The sequence below is a fragment of the Rhizobium sp. NFR07 genome, from assembly GCF_900111905.1.
GTDB lineage: Bacteria > Pseudomonadota > Alphaproteobacteria > Rhizobiales > Rhizobiaceae > Neorhizobium.
Genome location: NZ_FOKM01000002.1, coordinates 495580 through 516111 on the forward strand (window position 1 = coordinate 495580; position 20532 = coordinate 516111).

The 20532-nt window shown below is 60.9% G+C and carries 28 protein-coding genes; 13 read left to right on the plus strand and 15 right to left on the minus strand.

The features are described from left to right. The first annotated feature begins 88 nt into the window (after window positions 1-88). Window positions 89-706: a LysE family translocator gene (locus BM216_RS06010; RefSeq protein WP_092996455.1), complete on the plus strand. Its 618-nt coding sequence runs from the start codon at window positions 89-91 to the stop codon at window positions 704-706. 10 nt (window positions 707-716) lie between these two features. Beyond that, window positions 717-1313: a class I SAM-dependent methyltransferase gene (locus tag BM216_RS06015; protein ID WP_092996458.1), complete on the plus strand. Its 597-nt coding sequence runs from the start codon at window positions 717-719 to the stop codon at window positions 1311-1313. On the opposite strand, the gene hemW is transcribed toward BM216_RS06015, so the two are convergent. The 4 genes from hemW to rph form a co-directional block, all read right to left on the minus strand. Further along, entirely contained in the window at window positions 1314-2507 is a 1194-nt protein-coding gene (hemW, locus tag BM216_RS06020; RefSeq protein WP_092996461.1) for a radical SAM family heme chaperone HemW, read from the minus strand. It lies immediately after the preceding gene. Between the two features lie 6 nt (window positions 2508-2513). Then, window positions 2514-3158 carry an RdgB/HAM1 family non-canonical purine NTP pyrophosphatase gene (gene rdgB / locus BM216_RS06025; RefSeq protein WP_092996464.1) on the minus strand — a complete coding sequence of 215 codons (645 nt, stop codon included), beginning with the start codon at window positions 3156-3158 and terminating at the stop codon, window positions 2514-2516. A 7-nt stretch (window positions 3159-3165) separates the two neighbouring features. Beyond that, entirely contained in the window at window positions 3166-3573 is a 408-nt protein-coding gene (locus BM216_RS06030; RefSeq protein WP_092996467.1) for a VOC family protein, read from the minus strand. Between the two features lie 245 nt (window positions 3574-3818). Next, a complete protein-coding gene (gene rph / locus BM216_RS06035; RefSeq protein WP_092996470.1) occupies window positions 3819-4538 on the minus strand; it encodes a ribonuclease PH in 720 nt (239 codons plus the stop codon). A 132-nt stretch (window positions 4539-4670) separates the two neighbouring features. Between rph and hrcA the strand changes: the two genes are divergently transcribed. Both hrcA and grpE read left to right on the plus strand, forming a co-directional pair. Further along, complete coding sequence (hrcA, locus tag BM216_RS06040) at window positions 4671-5753, plus strand: heat-inducible transcriptional repressor HrcA (protein ID WP_092996473.1); 1083 nt, start codon at window positions 4671-4673, stop codon at window positions 5751-5753. A 96-nt stretch (window positions 5754-5849) separates the two neighbouring features. Beyond that, window positions 5850-6500 carry a nucleotide exchange factor GrpE gene (gene grpE, locus BM216_RS06045; RefSeq protein ID WP_092996476.1) on the plus strand — a complete coding sequence of 217 codons (651 nt, stop codon included), beginning with the start codon at window positions 5850-5852 and terminating at the stop codon, window positions 6498-6500. Window positions 6501-6608: 108 nt separating this feature from the next. On the opposite strand, the gene BM216_RS06050 is transcribed toward grpE, so the two are convergent. From BM216_RS06050 to rpoN, 4 genes are all read right to left on the minus strand, one after another. Further along, window positions 6609-6845: a hypothetical protein gene (locus tag BM216_RS06050; RefSeq protein ID WP_092996479.1), complete on the minus strand. Its 237-nt coding sequence runs from the start codon at window positions 6843-6845 to the stop codon at window positions 6609-6611. 161 nt (window positions 6846-7006) lie between these two features. Further along, window positions 7007-7471, minus strand: coding sequence for a PTS IIA-like nitrogen regulatory protein PtsN (gene ptsN, locus BM216_RS06055; RefSeq protein ID WP_092996482.1), 465 nt, complete (start codon window positions 7469-7471; stop codon window positions 7007-7009). Window positions 7472-7533: 62 nt separating this feature from the next. Continuing rightward, window positions 7534-8109 (minus strand): ribosome hibernation-promoting factor, HPF/YfiA family, encoded by a 576-nt coding sequence (gene raiA, locus BM216_RS06060; protein ID WP_092996484.1) that lies wholly within the window; start codon window positions 8107-8109, stop codon window positions 7534-7536. Between the two features lie 209 nt (window positions 8110-8318). Then, a complete protein-coding gene (gene rpoN, locus BM216_RS06065) occupies window positions 8319-9866 on the minus strand; it encodes an RNA polymerase factor sigma-54 (protein ID WP_092996487.1) in 1548 nt (515 codons plus the stop codon). Between rpoN and BM216_RS06070 the strand changes: the two genes are divergently transcribed. Next, complete coding sequence (locus BM216_RS06070) at window positions 9865-10056, plus strand: hypothetical protein (RefSeq protein ID WP_092996490.1); 192 nt, start codon at window positions 9865-9867, stop codon at window positions 10054-10056. The two genes, rpoN and BM216_RS06070, sit on opposite strands and share 2 nt — an antisense overlap. Here BM216_RS06070 and lptB read toward each other — a convergent pair. The 3 genes from lptB to lptC form a co-directional block, all read right to left on the minus strand. Then, entirely contained in the window at window positions 10046-10792 is a 747-nt protein-coding gene (gene lptB / locus BM216_RS06075) for an LPS export ABC transporter ATP-binding protein (RefSeq protein WP_092996493.1), read from the minus strand. The genes BM216_RS06070 and lptB overlap by 11 nt on opposite strands. A 63-nt stretch (window positions 10793-10855) precedes the next feature. Continuing rightward, complete coding sequence (locus BM216_RS06080; RefSeq protein ID WP_092996496.1) at window positions 10856-11413, minus strand: LptA/OstA family protein; 558 nt, start codon at window positions 11411-11413, stop codon at window positions 10856-10858. Between the two features lie 12 nt (window positions 11414-11425). Next, window positions 11426-12094, minus strand: coding sequence for an LPS export ABC transporter periplasmic protein LptC (gene lptC / locus BM216_RS06085; RefSeq protein ID WP_092996499.1), 669 nt, complete (start codon window positions 12092-12094; stop codon window positions 11426-11428). 191 nt (window positions 12095-12285) lie between these two features. Here lptC and sppA point away from each other — a divergent pair, with 191 nt between their 5' ends. The 3 genes from sppA (at window position 12286) to BM216_RS06100 (ending at window position 13953) form a co-directional block, all read left to right on the plus strand. Beyond that, window positions 12286-13242, plus strand: a complete 957-nt coding sequence (gene sppA / locus BM216_RS06090) for a signal peptide peptidase SppA (RefSeq protein WP_092996502.1) — start codon at window positions 12286-12288, stop codon at window positions 13240-13242. A 26-nt stretch (window positions 13243-13268) separates the two neighbouring features. Further along, the gene (locus BM216_RS06095; RefSeq protein WP_092996505.1) at window positions 13269-13568 is read left to right on the plus strand and encodes an integration host factor subunit beta; all 300 of its coding nucleotides are present in this window, start codon (window positions 13269-13271) and stop codon (window positions 13566-13568) included. A 73-nt stretch (window positions 13569-13641) separates the two neighbouring features. Further along, window positions 13642-13953 carry a lipopolysaccharide assembly protein LapA domain-containing protein gene (locus BM216_RS06100; RefSeq protein WP_092996508.1) on the plus strand — a complete coding sequence of 104 codons (312 nt, stop codon included), beginning with the start codon at window positions 13642-13644 and terminating at the stop codon, window positions 13951-13953. A 27-nt stretch (window positions 13954-13980) separates the two neighbouring features. Here the strand turns inward: BM216_RS06100 and BM216_RS06105 are convergent, their stop codons facing one another. Then, the gene (locus tag BM216_RS06105; RefSeq protein WP_092996511.1) at window positions 13981-14436 is read right to left on the minus strand and encodes an SRPBCC family protein; all 456 of its coding nucleotides are present in this window, start codon (window positions 14434-14436) and stop codon (window positions 13981-13983) included. A 132-nt stretch (window positions 14437-14568) separates the two neighbouring features. Between BM216_RS06105 and BM216_RS06110 the strand changes: the two genes are divergently transcribed. The 5 genes from BM216_RS06110 (at window position 14569) to BM216_RS06130 (ending at window position 19876) form a co-directional block, all read left to right on the plus strand. Beyond that, complete coding sequence (locus BM216_RS06110; protein ID WP_244530088.1) at window positions 14569-15723, plus strand: class I SAM-dependent methyltransferase; 1155 nt, start codon at window positions 14569-14571, stop codon at window positions 15721-15723. After that, complete coding sequence (locus BM216_RS06115) at window positions 15720-16580, plus strand: TrmH family RNA methyltransferase (RefSeq protein WP_092996517.1); 861 nt, start codon at window positions 15720-15722, stop codon at window positions 16578-16580. Before BM216_RS06110 ends, BM216_RS06115 begins: the two co-directional genes overlap by 4 nt. After that, on the plus strand, window positions 16577-17065 hold the full coding sequence (gene lspA / locus BM216_RS06120) for a signal peptidase II (RefSeq protein ID WP_092996520.1): 489 nt from the start codon (window positions 16577-16579) through the stop codon (window positions 17063-17065). The genes BM216_RS06115 and lspA overlap by 4 nt, the downstream gene beginning before the upstream one ends. A gap of 58 nt (window positions 17066-17123) precedes the next feature. Beyond that, window positions 17124-18905, plus strand: coding sequence for a hybrid sensor histidine kinase/response regulator (locus BM216_RS06125; protein WP_092996523.1), 1782 nt, complete (start codon window positions 17124-17126; stop codon window positions 18903-18905). Window positions 18906-19003: 98 nt separating this feature from the next. After that, complete coding sequence (locus BM216_RS06130) at window positions 19004-19876, plus strand: l-ornithine N(alpha)-acyltransferase (RefSeq protein WP_092996526.1); 873 nt, start codon at window positions 19004-19006, stop codon at window positions 19874-19876. Here the strand turns inward: BM216_RS06130 and BM216_RS35175 are convergent. Genes BM216_RS35175 through BM216_RS06140 form a run of 3 tightly spaced genes read right to left on the minus strand, consistent with a single transcriptional unit; the run spans window position 19873 to window position 20516 of the window. Next, window positions 19873-20079, minus strand: a complete 207-nt coding sequence (locus tag BM216_RS35175; RefSeq protein WP_348271994.1) for a type II toxin-antitoxin system VapC family toxin — start codon at window positions 20077-20079, stop codon at window positions 19873-19875. The genes BM216_RS06130 and BM216_RS35175 overlap by 4 nt on opposite strands. 54 nt (window positions 20080-20133) lie before the next feature. After that, on the minus strand, window positions 20134-20262 hold the full coding sequence (locus tag BM216_RS35180) for a PIN domain-containing protein (RefSeq protein WP_348271995.1): 129 nt from the start codon (window positions 20260-20262) through the stop codon (window positions 20134-20136). Next, window positions 20259-20516 (minus strand): type II toxin-antitoxin system Phd/YefM family antitoxin, encoded by a 258-nt coding sequence (locus BM216_RS06140; protein ID WP_092996529.1) that lies wholly within the window; start codon window positions 20514-20516, stop codon window positions 20259-20261. Before BM216_RS06140 ends, BM216_RS35180 begins: the two co-directional genes overlap by 4 nt. Between the last annotated feature and the right edge of the window lie 16 nt (window positions 20517-20532).

The following is a 20532-nucleotide window of genomic DNA, read 5'->3' on the forward strand; positions in this document are numbered from 1 at the left end:
GGTCCATCGTCCTCCATTACGCTTTCCCCTTGACCGTGCCCCGGGCGTGGCGCATGCCTGGCGCAGTTTCTTGCCGGAATGATCAGCGATGTTTCTTCTCTCTGTCGCCACCATCTGGGCGGTGGCCTGCGTCACGCCGGGTCCCAACACCCTTCTCGTCATTCGCTATTGCCTGACGGCGCCGCGCCGCGTTGCGATCGTCGCCGCGATGGGCACGATCACGGGAACGCTCTGCTGGGGCGTCGCCGGCTGGCTCGGGATCAATGTCCTGTTCCAGGCTGCCCCCTTTGCCTATGTCGCGCTGAAGATTGCCGGCGGGCTTTATCTCGTGTGGCTCGGCATCCGGGTCTTCCTGGATGTCCGCAAGGCGCGCCGGACACCGGACCTCGCTCCGGCAAAGGTCGATGTCCCGCTGGGAACGGCCTATCGCATGGGGCTCGCCACCAATCTCGCCAATCCGAAGTCGGCGCTTTTCGTCGCCTCGCTGTTTGCCGTCACCATGCCGGCCGGTACGCCGTTTCTCTATGGCGCGGCCGCGATCGGCGTGATGGTAGTCGTATCGACGATCTACTACACCTGCCTCGTCTCGCTGATCACCCATCCGCGCGTTGCGGCGGGCTATCTGAAGGCTAAGCAGAAGATCGATCTCGGCGTCGCGACTGTCTTTGTCGGTTTCGGCACCAAACTTCTCCTGTCGCAGAAATAGGCCGGCGGGGATGGAGGGCGATAAAGATCAGACCTTCCGCTTTTACGCCGACAATGCCGAAACCTATGCGAATTTCTGGCTGACGCCGAGCACAAGGCGGCTGGGAGATTTTCTCGCCATGCTGCCGGAAAACGCCGAAATCCTGGAGCTCGGCTGCGGCAACGGGCGCGACAGCGGCCTCATGCTCGAGCGGGGTTACAAGGTGACGCCGACCGACGGAACGCCGGAACTGGCGGCCGTTGCCGCAAGGCGGCTCGGCGTCAACGTCCCGGTGCTGCTGTTCGAGGATATCGATGCCATCGAGGCTTTCGACGGCATATGGGCCCATGCCTGCCTTCTGCATGTCCAGCGGGCAGCGCTTCCTGATATTCTGGCGCGCATTCACCGGGCCCTGCGGCCTGGTGGCGTCTTTTATGCGAGCTACAAATCCGGCGGAGAGGAGGGGCGCGACAGTTTTGGGCGCTATTACAACTACCCATCCGAGCTGTGGCTCTCCGCGACCTACGAAAACCTGCCTTGGGCCTCGATCCGAATGCAAGGCGGCAAAGGATACGGCTATGACGACCAGCCCAACGACTGGCTGCATGTCACGGCGATGAAACCCTGATCAGCAGGCCAGATCGGCAACCACCGCGTCGAGGATCAGCATTCCCTTCGGCGTGCAGCGCAGGCGCGAATTGCCGAGCCGCTCGATAAACCCGTGTTCCAGTAAAGTCTGCTCGCGCGCCGGGTCGGGGTCGCGGCCGGACAGTTCCTGCCAGCGGGCAAGGTCGACGCCTTCGGTGAGGCGAAGACCCATCAGCAGCAACTCGTCTGCCTGTTCCTCGTAGCCCAGCATTTCCTGGTCAATCATGCCGTGCCCTTGGGCCTCGACCTGTTCGAGCCAGGTCTCCGGTCGCCGCTCGGTCGAGGTGGCGATCTTGTTGCGTCCGCGGGAAAGCCGTCCATGGGCGCCGGGACCGATGCCGGCATAATCGCCGTAGCGCCAGTAGGTCAGGTTGTGACGGCTCTCGGCGCCCGGCCGCGCGTGGTTGGAAACCTCGTAGGCGGGCATCCCGTGGGCGGCGGTGATCTCCTGCGTCGCCTCGTAGAGCGAGGCCGACTGGTCGTCATCGGGCACGATCAGCTTGCCGGCCTTGTGCAGGCCGTAGAAGGGCGTGCCTTCCTCGATCGTCAACTGGTAGAGCGACAGGTGGTCGACCGCATAGGAGATCGCCTGCTTCAATTCAGCTTCCCAGGCCTCGACCGTCTGTTTCGGCCGGGCGTAGATGAGGTCGAAGGACATGCGCGGAAAGATCTCGCGCGCCAGCTTGATCGCCTTCAGCGCGTCCGCGACATCGTGAAGGCGGCCGAGAAATTTCAGGTCGGCATCGTTCAGCGCCTGCACGCCCATCGACACGCGGTTGATCCCGGCGGCGCGATAGCCGCGAAAACGCTCGGCCTCGACGCTGGAGGGGTTGGCCTCCATGGTGATCTCGATGCCGTCGGGCACATGCCAGGCCTTGGCGATCCCGTTGAGGATCGCCTCGACAGTCGCCGGGTCCATCAGCGACGGCGTGCCGCCACCGAGAAAGATGCTCGTCACCGTCTTCGGGCCGCTCATCTTCCGCATCGTCTCCATCTCTTTCAGGAACGAGGCGGTGAAGCGGGCCTGGTCCACCGGCTGGTGGCGGACATGGCTGTTGAAGTCGCAATAGGGACACTTGGCCGCACAGAAGGGCCAGTGCACATAGACCCCGAAACCAGGTTCACCGGTATCGGGAAGCAGCGTATCGCGCGAAAGATTGACGACGGCGTTCAATGAAGATCAGGCCTCGAGGCAGGTTTCGACGAACAGCTTGAAGGCGCGCGCGCGATGCGACAAAGCCTGCGCATCGCCCGGCTTCCATCCGTGCTTCTCCTCGCCGGACATTTCGCCGAAGGTCACGTCGTAGCCCTGTGGCTGGAAGATCGGATCGTAGCCGAAGCCGGCGGTGCCGCGCGGCGGCCAAGCGACAATGCCTTCCACCTCGCCGCGGAACATTTCGGTATGGCCATCCGGCCAGGCGAGGCACAGCACGCTGACGAAACGGCAGGTGCGCTTGTCGGGCGTCGCAGCACCTTTGTCCTGCAGGGCGTGTTCCACCTTCTGCATCGCCATCTGGAAATCGCGGGAACCGTCCTCGCGCTCGGCCCAGTTGGCGGTATAGACGCCCGGCGCCCCGTCCAGCGCATCGATGACTATGCCGCTGTCGTCGGAAAGGGCGGGCAGGCCGGATGCCTTGGCGGAGGCGAGCGCCTTGATCGCCGCATTTTCCTCGAACGTCGTGCCCGTCTCGTCCGGCTCCTCGAACTTCAGCTCGGCCGCCGACTTGGCGGAAAAGCCGAACGGGCCGATCAGTTCGGCGATCTCGCGGATCTTGCCGGCATTGTGGCTGGCGACGACGATCGTCTTGGTGTCGAGCTTGCGCATGAAATTCCTATTCGATGTTCCAGAGCTTCGGCTCGGCGCATTCCAGGCTGTTGCCGGCCGGGTCGCGGAAATAGATCGAGCGGGCGCCGTTCGGCCAACGGAAATCGCTCTCGATCGCAATCCCCGCCTTGTTGAGCTTTTCCACCGTCCTGTCAATCGCCTCGCCGTCCATGCGGAAGCAGACATGGCCGGGGCCGGTCGACCCGTGCGGCGGAACCGGCAAGGCATCGCCTGAGGGCGGCTTGACGGTCTCTGCCGGATTGAAGATCAGCAGGATACCCGGTCCGCAGCGGAAGAAGACGTGACGGTCACCCGCCCGCAGCACTTTTTCCAACCCCAGCAGCCTGCCATAAAAGGCTTCCGCCGCATCGATATCGTCGGCATAGACGGCCGTTTCGAGAATTCCGTCGATCATGACCAGCCCTTCTGCTAGGATTGGTTGCATCGCTCGTTGGAAGTTCGCCCATGGCGGCCTGGATATCCGTCGCCATAGGCTTGGTTGTCGCGCTGGTGATGATCGCCGCGAGCGTGTGGTGGTCGTTACGCTCGCGCCGAAAAAGCCGAGGGTCAATCCCTCCGAAAACCCGCGATTTCAGACACGACCCATATGATGGGAATGTCACGGGTTCCTGCAGCGATCATCCATAAAGCCGGCCAAAGTCAGCCCGCGATCGCGGCCTTCTGCATCTCCACCAGTTCCTTGATTCCGTCGCCGGCAAGGCCGAGCAGGGTGAGCAGCTCTTCCTGGCTGAACGGCTTGCCTTCGGCCGTGCCCTGGACTTCGACGATGCCGCCGGTGCCGGTCATGACGAAATTGGCGTCGGTCTCAGCGGCAGAGTCTTCCAGATAATCCAGGTCGATCACCGCCTGGTTGGCGAAGATGCCGCAGGAGATCGCCGCGACATGATCCTTCAAGACCTTGTCGAGCTTGATCATCGAGCGCGTTTCCATCCATTTCAGGCAGTCGTGCAGCGCGATCCAGCCGCCGGTGACGGAGGCCGTGCGTGTGCCGCCATCCGCCTGGATGACGTCGCAGTCGATGGTGATCTGCTTTTCGCCGAGCGCTTCGAGATCGACGACGGCGCGCAGCGAGCGGCCGATCAGGCGCTGGATCTCGAGTGTGCGGCCGCCCTGCTTGCCGGAAGCGGCTTCGCGACGCATCCGGTCGCCGGTCGCGCGCGGCAGCATGCCGTATTCGGCCGTCACCCAGCCCTTGCCGGTATTGCGCAGCCATGGCGGGGTCTTCTCTTCAAGGCTTGCCGTGCACAGCACATGCGTTTCGCCGAACTTGACGAGACAGGAGCCTTCCGCGTGCTTGGAGAAATTGCGCTCAAACGAGACCTTGCGCATCTGGTTAGTCTGTCTGCCTGAAGGCCGCATGTACTACTCCCTGAATTTCAAGTTCATGCCTTCTAGAGCCCGAAGGGCCTTTTTGCAAAGATTTTCCCTTTTGCGAAGGCGGACGCGACTGACTATATTTCGGCAAGACATCAAGACTGTGGTGAAGAATAGATGGCAATTTCGGGATCGTCCGGCAGGGAAGGCATTTCGATACTGGACGAGCGCTCGCGCGAAATCTTCCGGCGGATCGTCGAGAGCTATCTAGAAAGCGGTGAGCCGCTCGGCTCGCGCAACCTGTCGCGCCTCCTTGCAACCTCGCTCTCGCCGGCTTCCGTCCGTAATGTCATGAGCGACCTGGAACAGCTCGGGCTCATATATTCGCCCCATATCAGCGCTGGCCGCCTGCCGACCCAAACGGGCCTGCGCTTCTTCGTCGATGCCTTCATGCAGACGGGCAATCTTTCAGCTGAAGACCGCGCCAGCATCGACCGCCAGATCCGGCCGGCCGATCGCGATCAGCCGCTCGAAAATCTGATGGCGGATGCGAGCCTTATGCTGTCCGGCCTGTCCCGTGGCGCCGGCCTGGTCATCACGACCAAAAGCGATCCCGTGCTCAAGCACGTGGAATTCATCCGGCTCGAGCCGACCAAGGCGCTCGCCGTGCTGGTCGGGGAACACAATCAGGTCGAGAACCGCATCATCGAGCTTCCGGCCGGTGTCACCTCTTCCCAGCTTACGGAAGCGGCGAATTTCCTCAACGCGCATTTGACGGGAAAGACCCTTCTGGAACTGCGCGGTCAGCTCAAAGAACTGAAGCAGGAGGTCCAGACGGAGCTCGATGCGCTCGCTCAGGACCTGATCGAACGCGGCCTTGCCGTCTGGTCGGGCGACAATGAGGAGGGCAAGCCGACCCAGCTCATCGTCCGTGGGCGCGCCAACCTTCTCGAAGGCCTGGGCGAGATCGGCGACCTCGATCGTCTGCGACTGCTGTTCGACGACCTGGAAAAGAAGGACAGCCTGATCGAGATTCTCGAACTGGCGGAGGCCGGGCCGGGGGTCAGGATCTTCATCGGCTCGGAAAACAAGCTCTTCTCGCTATCGGGCTCCTCGCTCATCGTCGCGCCCTATCGTGACGGCGAAGACCGCATCGTCGGCGCCGTCGGCGTCATCGGGCCGACGAGGCTCAACTATTCCCGTGTGGTGCCGATGGTGGACTACACCGCCCAATTGCTGGCCCGCCTGTCGCGCAGTTGAACCTAATCGCAGCGGAATACGCGCTTAGCCTTGATTTTTCGGTGGCAAACATCGATATCGAGCCCAACTTCCAGACAAGACCAATCGGAGAACGTCATGACCGACGATACCAAGAAGAATGGACCAGACGCAGCCTCCGCCGAGAATGCGGCAGAGGCAGCGGCATCCGCTCTTGAGGACGCGGCCAATCAGAATACTGAAGAGGCGGCACCCGCAGAGCCGGATCCGTTGGATGTGTTGAAGGCCGAGAATGCCGAGCTGCGTGACCGTTTCCTGCGGCTGGCGGCTGAAATGGACAACCTGCGCCGTCGTACCGATCGCGATGTAAAGGACGCCAAGTCCTATTCCGTCGCCGGCTTCGCACGCGACATGCTGGCCGTATCCGACAATCTGCGCCGCGCACTCGATGCAGTTCCGGCCGACCAGCGCGCCGGTGCCGATGCGACGCTGACGACGCTGCTCGAAGGTGTCGAGATGACCGAGCGCGCTATGCTTTCGGCGCTTGAGCGCCATGGCGTCAAGAAGATCGATGCCGAAGGCGAAAAGTTCGATCCGAACTTCCATCAGGCCATGTTCGAGGTTCCGAACCCGAACGTTCCGAACAATACGGTCATCCAGGTCGTCCAAGCTGGCTTTACCATCGGTGACCGCGTCCTGCGTCCGGCCATGGTGGGCGTCGCCAAGGGCGGCCCGAAGACGGATGCCGCACCGGCTGCCAACGAAGACAGCGCTGCCGGCAACGCCTGACAGCCGCATGCGCCATAACGATCTAAAGCGTGAGCCGCGATCCACCAGATTGCGGCTCACGCTTTAAGGCGCCCGTCCAATATTCAACAATCTTCATCCAGCAGGATTTCAGTGAGCGGTTTCGAGAGCCGAACTCGCCAATGAACGGATGAATTCAAGTTCCTGCTTCAGCTGTAGCCGTGTCCGCCGGTCCGCATCGGCAAGACTGTGCCCCTCGTCGGCCGCAAGGGCGAAGATCGTGTCCAACTCGTCGAGCAGGTCGGGATCCTTGATCGCCAGAAGGGTGATCACGGCTTTCAGCAGTTTGTCATTGGCGGCTATTCGAATGCGCGCTTCTTCATTCATGTTTTGCCTCCACGCATTCGGAAGACATGTGGCGACATTTCAGAAAGCAAAGGGGCGAACGCCGCCCGAAAGCGGATATATTCTCGAATAGTGATATGGGGGATGTGCATCGCACCCGGAGGGAGGGTGCGATAGGTTTTGCTTAAACCAAAGCGTGCCTGTCAGGCAGCGTGATTGGCCTGTTCTTCGTTGAGGAAGGCGTAGATCGCAGAAGCGGAATCCGTCTGACGCAGCTTGGCGACGAGATCCTGGTCGCGCAGTACGCGCGCAATGCGCGAGAGCGCCTTCAGGTGGTCGGCGCCGGCGCCTTCCGGGGCCAGCAGCAGGAACACGAGATCGACGGGCTCGTCGTCCAGCGCTTCGAAATCGACCGGGCTTTCAAGGCGGGCAAAAACGCCGTTGATCGAGGATATGCTGCTGAGCTTGCCATGGGGAATGGCGATGCCGTGCCCGACGCCTGTCGATCCCAGCCGTTCGCGCTGCAGTATGACGTCGAAGATCTCACGCTCGGAAACGCCCGTCAGCTTGGCCGCCTTGGCGGCCAATTCCTGCAACAGTTGCTTCTTGGAATTCACTTTAAGGGCAGGGATAATCGCATCTTGGTGCAGCAGATCTGCCAACGCCATTCTCTTGATCCTTTGTGCCGCTAGGGCAGGGGAAGCGCCGTTTCCGACGCCTCCCGATGTTGTTAGTTCTTCATATTGGTGGAGTCGATCCAGCCAATATTGCCGTCACGGCGTCTGTAGACGATGTTCAGCTTCTCGTCGCCGGGGCTCCGGAAGAGAAACACAGGTTCGTCGGTCATATCGAGGGCCATCACGGCCGTTGCCACCGACATGGTCTTCAATGGCTTCGTGCTTTCGGCGACGATCGTCGGTGCGAAATCCTCCGGCACCTCGTCACCTTCATCCGGTACTGCATCCATCACCGTATAGGCAACCTCATCAAACCCGTTGGTCTGGTTGCCTGCGTGATGATCCTTCAGGCGCCGCTTGTAACGGCGCAGGCGCTTCTCGATCCGCTCTGCTGCAGCATCGAAGCTGACCTGTGGGTCGTTTGCCTCACCTGCCGCATGCAAAACGATCCCGGTATCGAGATGCACCTTGCAATCTGCGGAAAACCTCGGTCCGGATTTCTCCACGATCACCTGGCTTGAATAGCCTCCGTCGAAGTACTTGGTGACCGCCGCACCGATGTTGTCCTCGATCCTTTGGCGGAAAGAATCGCCGATTTCCATATGTTTACCGGAAACACGAACACTCATGGATTTATTCCTTCTTGTCGTGACTTGCATGTTCCAGTCTACGCCAAGCCGCTCCAGCATCCAAGCCGTTCGAGCCCGCTGAGGCAAAATTGCGCTTTCGTCTTTTTTGCGCGGAGTATCCGGTTGCGTCCGTCCGGCCGAGGCGGGCTTCTATAGGCCCTCGCATGGGATGTCAACGCGCTGAACTGTAGATATTTCTAATTGCTAATTCATGCGGCCGCGACTTTGGCGAGCGCGCGTTTTTCCCGGCGCCGCTGCACCGAGGACGGGATATTCATCGCCTCGCGATACTTCGCGACGGTGCGCCTTGCCAACTCCACGCCACCCTGCTTGAGGCTGAGCACGATGTCGTCATCAGAAAGCACGGCGTCGGGAGCCTCCTGTGCGATCAGCATCTTGATCCGGTGACGAACCGCTTCCGCCGAATGGCTGTCGCCACCTTCCTCGGCCGAGCCGATCGATACCGTGAAGAAGTATTTGAGTTCGAAAAGGCCGCGCGGTGTGAGCATGTATTTGTTCGACGTAACCCGGCTGACCGTCGATTCATGCATCTTGATCGCTTCGGCGACGGTCTTCAGATTGAGCGGCCGCAGGTGGTCGACCCCATGCATCAGGAATGCGTCCTGCTGGCGCACGATCTCGGCGGCAACCTTCATGATCGTCTTTGCCCGCTGGTCGAGGCTGCGGGTGAGCCAGTTGGCGTTCTGCAGGCAATCGGAGAGAAAGGCGTAGTCCTCGCCGTTTTTGGAAAATCCCTTGGAAACCTGCTGGTAATAGGTCTGGTTGACCAGTACCCGCGGCAGGGTCTCGGGATTGAGCTCGACCGCCCAGCCGCCGCTCAGGGCCGGGCGAACGACGATATCGGGAGCGATGACATCGGCCACATGTCCGCCGAAATCGGCGCCCGGCTTGGGGTTGAGCTTGCGGATCTCCGCCAGCATGTCGATCAGGTCTTCGTCATCGACGCCGCAGAGCTTGCGCAGGGTCGCAAAGTCGCGCTTGGCCAGCAGGTCCAGATGCCGGACGAGAGCCTCCATCGCGGGATCGAAGCGGTTGTTGTGGCGAAGCTGGATCGCCAGGCATTCACTGAGCGAGCGGGCAAAGATTCCGGGCGGATCGAGCGTCTGCAGCGAGGAAAGCACACGCTCGACATGCGGAGCATCGGTGCCGAGCCTTTCGGCAAATTCGGTAAGGTCTCCCTGCAGATATCCCGCGTCATCCAGCTGGTCTGCAAGCTGCTGCGCGATCAGGCGGTCCTGCGCGTCCTTGAAGAGAAACGGAATCTGCTGATGGATAAGGTCGCGCAGCCCCACTTCGCCGGCAATGAAATCGTCGAGATCGTAATCCTCGCCGGCGTCTCCACCCGGCATGGACTTCCACTGGCCGAGAAGCTCTGGGGCATCGGCGCGGCGGTCGGTTATATCGTCGGGAAAGACGTTCTCGAGACCGCTGTCCAGGCCTTCACCAAAGGTTTCGTTGATCACCAGGCCGACTTCTTCATTCCACTCGCCGGTTCCGGAAGTGTCGATGGCGGAGTGGCTGTCTTCTGCCTCCGAACTGGGCGAATGGCCTAAATCCTGGCCATTTTCACCATCGGTTGGCGCAATTTCCAGCAGGGGGTTCTTTTCCAGCTCCTGGGAGATGAATTGGTTCAACTCGAAATGCGTCATCTGCAAAAGCTGGATGGACTGCATGAGCTGCGGCGTCATGACGAGCGATTGGGTTTGTCGCAGGAAAAGGCTGGCGGATAAACCCATGATGGACGCTAAACTCCCGAAATCCCACGAGCGCTGCGATCATGGCGGCGCTTTTTTGCATTTTCCAGACGGGATCGGCCGGCCAGAGCTGCATCTGGCACAAGAATTGCTTTTTTATCAGGTTTGGTCAAGCGGCGCGAAAGGGATTTTGCGATGGCGCCGCTTTGCGCAATTTGCGTCTAGAGGCTGAACTTGTCGCCGAGATAGAGGCGGCGGACATCGGAATTATTGACGATGTCGGAGGCTCTGCCATGCGTCAGGACTTCGCCTGCATGGATGATATAGGCCCTGTCGATCAGCCCGAGCGTTTCTCGAACGTTGTGGTCCGTAATCAGTACCCCGATACCGCGTGCCGTCAAGTGACGGACGAGATTTTGAATGTCGGAAACCGAAATCGGATCGACGCCGGCAAACGGCTCGTCGAGCAGCATGAAGGCGGGGTCGGTCGCCAGCGCACGGGCGATTTCCAGGCGCCGCCGCTCGCCGCCCGAAAGCGCCACCGCGGCCGACTTCCTCAACTGGCTGATGTGGAATTCTTCGAGCAGCTCGTCGAGCTTGGCCTCGCGCTTGTCGCGGTTGGGTTCGTGGACTTCCAGCACGGCGCGGATATTCTCCTCCACCGTCAGCCCGCGAAAGATCGAGGCTTCCTGCGGCAGGTAGCCGACGCCGAGCCGAGCGCGGCGATACATCGGCATCCGCGTAACTTCGTTGCCGTTGATCGCGATCATGCCTTCGTCGACCGGCACCAGGCCGGTGATCATGTAGAAGCATGTCGTCTTGCCGGCGCCGTTGGGGCCGAGCAGGCCGACGGCTTCGCCCCGTCTCACCACCAGCGATACGCCGTTGACGACGCGTCGGGTGTCGTAGGTTTTCGACAGGCCATGCGCCACGAGCGTGCCTTCATAGCGCGCCTTGTCGCGTGCCATGAACGGTTCGGGCGCGGGTGTCTTCCCGGCCGAGGAGGGGGAGAGAAAAGGAAGCTTCACGTGTCAGTTCTGTTGCTGTTTGCGCGAGTTCGGGTCGAGCATGATCTCCACGCGTCCACCGCAGCTGTCGAGCTTGGCCTGGCCGGTGGCCATCTGGACCGTTAGCTTGCAGCCCCTGAATACGTTCTTGCCTTCCGACAGCACGACCTGCTTGCCGGACAGCATGAAGGTCTGGCTCGCCATGTCGAACTCGCCCTTTTCGGCGGTCGCCTGTTGGGTGCCGGAGCTCAGGAAGACGGTGTCGTCGAGGAAGATCTTGTCGATGTCGGCATTGCCTGCCGTCACCGCACCGCCATCGCCCTTGTAGAGAACGGTCATCTTGCCGGCCTTCAGCGTCGTCGTGCCCTGCACGACATTCACGTTGCCGGTGAAGTATGCCTTCTTCTCCTGATCCTTGATCTCAAGCTGGTCGCTCTGGATCTGGATCGGCTCGTCGCCGGAAAGCTTGAGGCCTTCCATCTGGCTGGTCGTGGTCTGGGCGTGCGCGGAAAAGCTCAAACAGGAAATAAATGCAGCCGCGGTCACGACGGACATGCGGGGGAAAAAGCAGCGATGCGTCATGACAACCGGGCTCTACTTGCCTTTGTTGCGGATGGCTGTGGGTTCGACATGCACTCGAACCTTGCCGGTGAAATTGAGAGTATGCCCCTTATCGGTGATCTTCATGGAATCTGCAACAATGGACCCTTCGGTCATCGAAATATTCACTGGATCAGCCGTGTTCATCGTGCCCCCGGGGATATCCAGCTGGGCGGACTGGAAGCGGGCAGTGATGCCGTTGCTCATATTGACGTCGAAAGGTGCTGTCAGCTTGAGGGCGTCCGCGCCACGATTGAAGTCGGCGCTCGTCGCGGTCACGCGGGCAATCAGTTCGTCATTGATGGGAACGGCAGCCGTGACATCCTGAAGCGTGATGAGATTGGGGTCCTGGATATCCTGCAGCGCCTTCTGCGCCAGCATCGAATAGCTGATGCCGTCGCTGTTGCGGCCGGAGATCGCCGGTCTTTCCATGACTATCTTGCCGTCTTCGATCCTTGCGCTTTCGATCGAGACGTTCTCGGGCAGGTATGTGCGGATGATGGCAACGCCGATGAACAGCAGCGAAATCACGCCAGCCACCACCGGCAGCAGGACCTTGAGCCGGCTCACGCGCGATGAATGTGTCAGCGCCGCATCATAGGCGCTCGCAGGCCCCTGCATCGACGCGAGAAAGCCGCCTGTATTTCGGATATGCTGCAGCATAGAGTTTCGTTCGGTCCTTTCCGACACCCGTCCGGGCTCGCACGATAGGGCGAGCGGCGTGGTCGTCGGCCTCAAATATGGTTTTTATCCTTCAACAAACAATAATGGACAACATAAAAACGTGATAAGAGCCGCTGCAATCGGTTCGGTGGTTACTATTTAAACCATAAAAGGCATGCGAAGGAACGTTCATGGACCCTATGGCAATCGCGGATCGGCGGCAGTTGCGCCGCAAGCTCAGCTTCTGGCGCGTCGCGGCGCTCATCTTTTTGGCTGCCATCGGATTCGTTTCCTACGCCTTTTTGATGAGCGACCAGAGCGGTTCCGCCGCCCCGCACATCGCCCGTGTCCGCATCGCCGGCATGATCACCGACGATCGCGAACTGCTCGAACGGCTGGAGCGCATCGCCGACAGCAGCCAGGCCAAGGCACTGATCGTCTCGATCTCCTCGCCCGGCGGCACGACCTATGGCGGCGAGCGCATCTTCAAAGCGATCCGCAAGGTGGCGGAAAAGAAGCCGGTCGTCTCCGATATCCGGACGCTTGCAGCCTCCGCCGGCTACATGATCGCCACGGCAGGCGACACGATCGTCGCCGGAGAAAGCTCGATCACCGGTTCGATCGGCGTCATCTTCCAGTATCCGCAGATCGACGAGGTGATGAAGAAGATCGGTATCTCGTTGGAAGAGATAAAGTCTTCTCCTCTGAAGGCCGAGCCGTCGCCCTTCCATCCTGCAAGCGAGGAAGCGAAAACCATGATCCGCAACATGATCATGGACAGCTATGGTTGGTTCGTCGACCTGGTGGCCGATCGCCGCAAGCTGCCGCGTGACGAAGTCCTGAAGCTTGCTGACGGCACGATCTTCACCGGCCGCCAGGCACTCGGCGTCAAGCTGGTCGACACGCTCGGTGGCGACGACGAGATCCTCGATTATCTCCAGACACGCGATGTTTCGCGCGATTTGCCGATCGTCGAATGGAAGGATACAGAAAATTCGTCCTCGCTCTGGTTCGCCCATGCCCTTTCCGGTCTCTTCCGCTTTGCAGGCATAACGCTGCCTGTCAGCCCGGATGCGATCGAGGGTTGGGGGCCCAGCAAGTTGTTCCTTGACGGTCTGGTCTCGGTTTGGCAGGTTGGGGAACGGTGAAAATCTAATTTTTTCAGGGGGCAAAGGTGATCAAGTCAGAATTGGTACAGATCGTTGCGGCACGCAATCCGCATCTCTACCATCGAGACGTCGAGAACATCGTCAACGCGGTGCTTGACGAGATCACGGATGCACTTGCGGGCGGAAACCGCGTCGAGCTGCGCGGTTTCGGTGCCTTCTCGGTGAAGAACCGTCCTTCGCGTTCGGGCCGCAACCCGCGCACGGGGGAAAGCGTCTTCGTCGAGGAAAAATGGGTGCCTTTCTTCAAGACGGGCAAGGAGCTGCGCGAGCGGCTGAATCCGGGAATGGCGGACGAAGAGGATTGATCCGTACTGAGCCCTTGAAAGGCTCGGATCCGGCCCGATCTGTCACCCTTGAATGATACTGCCGGAGAAAACCATGGCAAAGCTGAAGCGCATCCTGTCGCTCGTCGTTTTTGTGCCGCTTGGCATCATCCTGATCGTCCTCGCGGTGGCCAATCGCCAACCCATCACGCTCGCCCTCAACCCGTTCGCGCCGCAGGACAGCGTGCTGTCGGTGACCGCCCCGTTCTTCCTGTTCATTTTTGTCACTCTCCTCGTCGGCATGGCGATCGGTGCGAGCGTGACCTGGCTGAAGCAGGGACGCTATCGCCGTCAGGCTCGCACGGAAGCGAAGGAAGCGGTGAAGTGGCAAAGCGAGCACAAGGCAATCGCCGGCCCACGGGGGTAGGTCACGCCTGACCTGCCGCGGTTGGCCTTATGCCCCGCCGACTTTTTCCTGCACAACCTTATTGAGATGCGAGAAGAACCGCGCCGCCAGTTTCTGAGCGGCCGAGCCGATAAAGCGTGAACCCATCTGCGCCACCCGGCCGCCGATTTCGGCACCGGTGCGATAATGCAGGATCGTCGCGTCCCCATCCTCGACCAGCATGATATCCGCCGATGCCTTGCCGAAGCCGGCAATTCCGCCCTTGCCTTCGGCGTCGATCGTATAGTGTTCCGGCGCCCTGATGTTCGACAAAGCGATTTCAACGGTCAGGCCGACCGACAGAACACCGAGTTTCAGCTTGATTTTCGCCAGGAGTTCGGTCGGAGAGGTCCATTCCAGCGACTGGCAGCCGGGAACACAGCTTTTCAGTACCTCGGTATCGTTAAGGGCGGCCCACACGGCCTCCCGGGGTGCTTCGATCCGTTCTTCGCCGACGATTTCCATGGGGCTCCTGCACATCGGGGCATTTCGCTTCTGAAATGCAGATAGGACGATAAGGCGCTCTTAGCCAGCACGGGCTTTGCCGAAGCCGCATCAGGTGCTATCTGGCTCTCCATGAAAGCCAAGGATCAGTCTTTGAAGAATAGAGAGAAGCGGAGCGGGCAGAAGCCCCCGCGCGGGGCGCCCCATGCCGGCGATCGAAAGACCTCGCCCGGCAAGCCCAAACCCTCCGGCGGACCTCAGCAGGCATGGGCCGCCGAGCATGCCAAGGTCAAGGAGCCCAGGGTAAGGGAGCAATCGGTCAGGGAGCAGAAGCCCGCACCCGAGCAGGCCGCATCGGCACGACCGTTGATGGCGCGCACCGGCGACCTGCCGAAGGAAAACGTTCCGCTTATCCTGGAATCGAAGAATGCCGGCGATTTCCATCTCGTCGACAGCGGCAATGGGCTGAAGCTCGAAAAATACGGTCCCTACCATGTCGTCCGCCCTGAGGCGCAGGCGCTGTGGCAGCCGTCGCTCTCGTCCGAAATCTGGCAGCGAGCCGAGGCGGTATTCACCGGCAACACCGACGAGGACGGCATGGGCCGCTGGAAGTTTCCGCGCGAAGCTCTCGGCGAGACCTGGCCGTTGACGCTGCTCGAAATCGATTTTCTCGGCCGCTTCACCGCTTTCCGCCATATGGGCTTCTTTCCCGAGCAGATCGTTCACTGGCTGTGGGTGAAGGACCGCGTCGAGGAAGCCAAAGCCAAGGGTCGCACCCTCAAGGTCCTCAACCTGTTCGGCTATACCGGCGTCGCTTCGCTGGTTGCGGCAGCTGCCGGTGCGGAAGTCACCCATGTCGATGCCTCCAAGAAGGCGATCGGCTGGGCACGCGAAAACCAGGCCCTCTCGCGTCTCGACAAGGCGCCGATCCGCTGGATCTGCGAGGATGCGATGAAGTTCATCCTGCGCGAGGAACGACGCGGCTCGACTTATGATATCATCTTGACCGACCCGCCGAAATTCGGCCGCGGACCGAATGGCGAAGTCTGGGAACTCTTCGAACATCTGCCGCTCATGCTCGACGTCTGCCGCGAGCTTCTGTCGAAGAACGCGGTCGGTCTCGTTCTCACAGCCTATTCGATCCGCGCCAGCTTTTATTCCATTCATGAGCTGATGCGCGAAACCATGCGCGGTGCCGGCGGGACTATCGAGTCCGGCGAACTTGTGCTGCGCGAGACGGGCCTCGACGGCGAGAACCGCGGCCGCGCCCTTTCCACCTCACTTTTCAGCCGCTGGGTTTCCCAATGACAGACGATTACAGAAGACCCGGTGCCCGCAAGGTCGGTCAGGTGAAGGAAGTCACCTCGCTCGCCAACCCGATCATCAAGGACATCAAGGCGCTCACCAACAAGAAGGATCGCGAGGCAGCCGGAATCTTTATGGCGGAAGGCCTGAAGCTGGTCATCGACGCGCTGGAACTCGGCTGGGAAATCCGCACGCTGATCTACGCCAAGGCGGCCAAGGGCAAGCCGCTGGTCGAGCAGGTCGCCACCCGCACGGTCGCCAATGGCGGCCTCGTTCTGGAAGTCAGCGAAAAGGTGCTGTCGTCAGTCACCCGTCGCGACAACCCGCAAATGGTCGTCGGCATTTTCGAGCAGCGCTGGAGGCGGCTGGATGAGCTTTCGCCGGAAAAAGGCGACACCATCGTCGCGCTGGACCGGGTCCGTGATCCCGGCAATCTCGGCACCATCATCCGCACGGCCGATGCCGCAGGCGCTTCCGCCGTCATCCTCGTCGGCGATTGCACCGATCCCTTCTCGCTGGAAACGGTTCGCGCCACGATGGGCTCGGTCTTTGCATTGCCCGTCGTCCGGTGCTCGGCCGACGATTTCCTCGCATGGCAGAAGCGTTCCAGCGTCGAAGTCGTGGCGACCCATCTCGCCGGCGCGGTCGACTACCGCACGGTCGACTACGAGAAAAAGCCGGTCGTCATCCTGATGGGCAACGAACAATCCGGCCTGCCGGATGATCTCGCGCGCGGCGCCAACCGCACCGTCCGTATTCCCCAGCAGGGCAGGGCGGACAGCCTCAACCTCGCCGTTGCCACCGCCGTGATGCTGTTTGAGGCGCGCCGCCACCTCCTGACCCTGGAAGACAAGAAATGACTGAACGCGTGGCATATCTTTCGCGGCCGCTGACCGCCGTGATCGTCATCATTATCGCGGTCATCCTCGACCAGGCGATCAAGATCGCGGTGGAGAATTCTCTGCCGATGCACGAGGCAGTGCCGGTCATGCCGTTCCTGGCACTGTTCCGCACCTATAATCTCGGCGTCGCCTTCTCGCTTCTGTCCGGCATGGAGCGGGAATTCATCGTCGGCATGCGCATCGTCATCGTCGCCTTCGTCATCTGGCTCTGGCGTCGGACGCCAACGTCGCGGACCTTTGCCCATACCGGTTTTGCGCTGATCATCGCGGGTGCGATCGGCAATCTCATCGACGGCCTGGTCTACGGACACGTCATCGACTACATCCTGTTCTACACTCAGACTTGGTCGTTCGCCGTCTTCAACCTGGCCGACAGTTTCATCACCATCGGCGCGGGCCTTGTCATCCTTGACGAACTGGTCGGCGCGAAGAAACCCGATTAAGATATTGTTAGGGGCGTGACCTAAGGATTGCGAAGGAAAGGCCATGTAGTCTTTCCCCATGCGTACCATCGCCGATCTGCAGGATCTCATCGCAAAGGCATTCGCGCAGCCTGCCTTGAAAGAGCCGGCAGAGCTGTTGCGCGAAACCGTGGTCGCGCCACCGCAAGTCGCTGATCTCGCTGATTACAAAGGCTCCAGCCCGCTTCGCAACCTGATCCTCGGGCTGAAGCGCTGGCCCCGTTCGTCGCTAAAGGATCGGCTTGTCGCATCGGAGGCGGCCAGTGCTGCCAAGTCGCGGCGCATCGCCACGGTCGTGCACGAAGTCCGCACGCCGCTAAACGGCATTCTCGGAATGACGCATCTGCTCAGCCAGACGAAGCTGACGGCAGAACAGCAGAATTACCTGAGCGGCATCCGCCAGTCGGGCCACATGCTGGCGCAGCTGGTCGACGATATCCTCGATCTCTCGACTATGGAGGCTGGACGCTTCCGCCTGAACACCCGTGCCGAAAACCTGCGCCAATTGCTGGAAAGCGTCGTCGAGATGCTCTCTCCCCGCGCCCATGAGAAGCGTATCGAGATTGCCGCAACCTTTGCCGCCGATCTTCCCGAACTTCTCGATTTCGACCCCGCCCGCCTGCGCCAGGTCCTGTTCAACGTCATCGGCAACGCGGTCAAGTTCACCGCCGAGGGCGGCGTCCTCGTCAAGGGTTCCATCATCGACGGCAATGTCGAGATCGCCGTCATCGATACCGGCCCGGGAATGACGGTAGAGGATCAGGCCCGCATTTTCGGTGAGTTCGAACAGTTTGGATCGCCCGACAGCCGTAGCGGCGGTACGGGCCTGGGCCTAAGTATCACTTCGCGCATCCTTGCCGAATTCGGCGGTTCGCTATCGGTCAGGAGCCGTGTCGGCGAGGGCAGTGTCTTCACCATCCGCTTCCCGGTGCAGCTCGCAGAGGACGCCCCCGCAGGCGAAACCGATCGCAGCGCCCTGCTGTCGCGTTCACGCGTCATACTTCTTGCCCCGCAAGGCCCGGCAGCTCAGGCGACCGTCGCGACCATCGAGGCTCTGGGCGGTCGATGCAGACACCTCGCCACTTCCGAGGAACTGCATCTGCTGATCGACAGGTCGACGGCCGGCCCGATGCCTTTCACCGACCTGATCGTCGACCATCGCCTCGCTGCAAGCTATGCCTGCGAACCGCTGCACAAGCCGCTTCACCGCATTCTTCTCGTCAATCCCGAGGAAAGGGCGTCCCAGCCGCAGGAACTGTTCGATGCATGGCTGATCCGTCCGCTGAGGGAGAAGTCGCTGGTCGATGTCCTGAGCGGCCGTCTGCGGGGCTTTGCCGATGCTGCAGCGCAGGCAAAGGCCGGTGGCGGTCGCGCGCATGGCATGCCCGAACAGGCAGGGGGCAATCCGGACAAGGCCACGCTCGATATCGTGCTCGCGGAAGACGATCCGATCAGCGCCACGCTGGTCCGTGCCATGCTGCAGCGGGATGGCCACCGCGTGCGCTGGGTGGCCGATGTTCCGGGCTTCAGCGATGCGCTGGACGAGGCTGACGCCCATCCGGACTTGATCATCACCGACATGAACATGCCGGGCGGCGATCCGCTGGACGTGCTTGCCGCATTGCGCTTGCGGGAGACCGGCTCCGATACGCCATCCTTGCCCGTCATCGTGCTGACGGGCGACAGTCGCGAAGAAGCGACACGCCTCGCCTTGCAGGCCGGAGTGCGGAAAATCCTGCAGAAGCCGGTCAACCCGGGAATGCTATCGGAGGAAATCCGCGCCGTGGTCCTGGATCGCAACATGCAGCGTCAGGCCCGTTGACGGTTCGGGAACACGCTCCTATTGTGACAGTCGGCGTCACGTTGCTGTCGTAGAAACGTGATTATTGGCGGTGATCCAACCGGGACGGGCGAATCACCATGGCAATCGAACTCCTGAACCGCGAATTGACACTCGAATCTCCTTCGAATGCGGCGCCCTCCACAACCAGTGGCGACGTATTTGGCCGCATCGGCTCGCTTGAGACACGGCTCGCGCGCAACGCACGCGAGATCGTTGCTGCGCAGGCTGTGCGCTTTCGCGTGTTCGTCGAGGAGATGGGCGCGAAGCTGCCCCAGGAAGCCATGCGCCTGAAGCGCGATTTCGACAGCTATGATTCCATCTGCGATCACCTGCTTGTCGTCGATAACGCAATCGAAGGCGAGATCGAGGAGCAGATCGTCGGCACCTATCGCCTGCTGCGACAGGAAGTCGCGATGGCCAATGGCGGTTTCTATTCGGCCTCGGAATTCGACATCAAGCCGCTTCTCGAGCGCCATCCCGACAAGCAGTTCATGGAGCTTGGCCGCTCCTGCGTGCTGCCTGACTATCGCACCAAGCGGACTGTCGAGCTGCTCTGGCAGGGCAACTGGCTCTATTCCGTCAAGCACGGCATGAACGCCATGTTCGGCTGCGCTTCCTTCCCCGGCGTCCGACCCGAGGAGCATGCGCTTGCCCTGTCCTTCCTGCATCACAATTCACTGGTCAAGGAAGATTGGATGGTTTCGGCCCGGCCGGAGCTCTACCGCAAGATGGACCTGATGCCGTCCGAGGGCATCAACGCGCGCCAGGCCCTGTCGGCCATGCCGCCGCTGGTCAAGGGTTACCTGCGCCTCGGCGCAATGATCGGCGACGGCGCCGTCGTCGATCAGGCCTTCAACACGACCGATGTCCTGATCGTCCTACCGATCTCCTCGATCGCCGGCCGCTACATCAACCATTTCGGTACGGATTTCGACCGCTTTTCGAACTAGCGCACAAGCCTGATCGGGCCGTCGTACTGGGCCACAGTCTCGTCTGCGGTGAGAAGCAGTATGCCTTCACTCGTCGCTTGAGCAATGAGAATGCGGTCGAATGGATCTTTGTGAAGTGGTGGCAGCGCCTCCAGCGCAAAGGCGTGGGAGCTTGTTACCGGCAGTTCCTGAAAATCGTTGTCCAGCAGCGCACGACGTAGCACCCGTGGGTGGACAGGAATGTCGTTCTTTCCGAGCGCGTGTTTGACCGATAATTCTCATTTGCTGGCCGAACTGAAGAAAAGTTCGTTGCCGCTATCCTCGATGAATGGTCGAGCTTGGGCCTGCAGTTTTGCTGTCATCGCAGCGAGCCAGACCAGGAGATGAAAATCAAGCAGGAGTTTCATTTCTCCTCGCCATAGAACATCTCTTCGATCTCCTTGGCGAACATCGTGTCGAAGTCGTCCGGCACGGAAAATTGCCCTTCGAGAAAGCCAATACGGCGCTTCTTTTTCGGTTCTTCCGCCTGCACCTCTTCCAGCGGCACCACCTTCACCATCGGCTTGCCGGCCTTGGCGATGACGAAGCCTTCACCATTGGCCGCCTCTTCGACAAGGCGCGACAGGTGTGTCTTCGCTTCGTGGATGTTGACGGTTTTCATGGCAAATCCTCAAGTG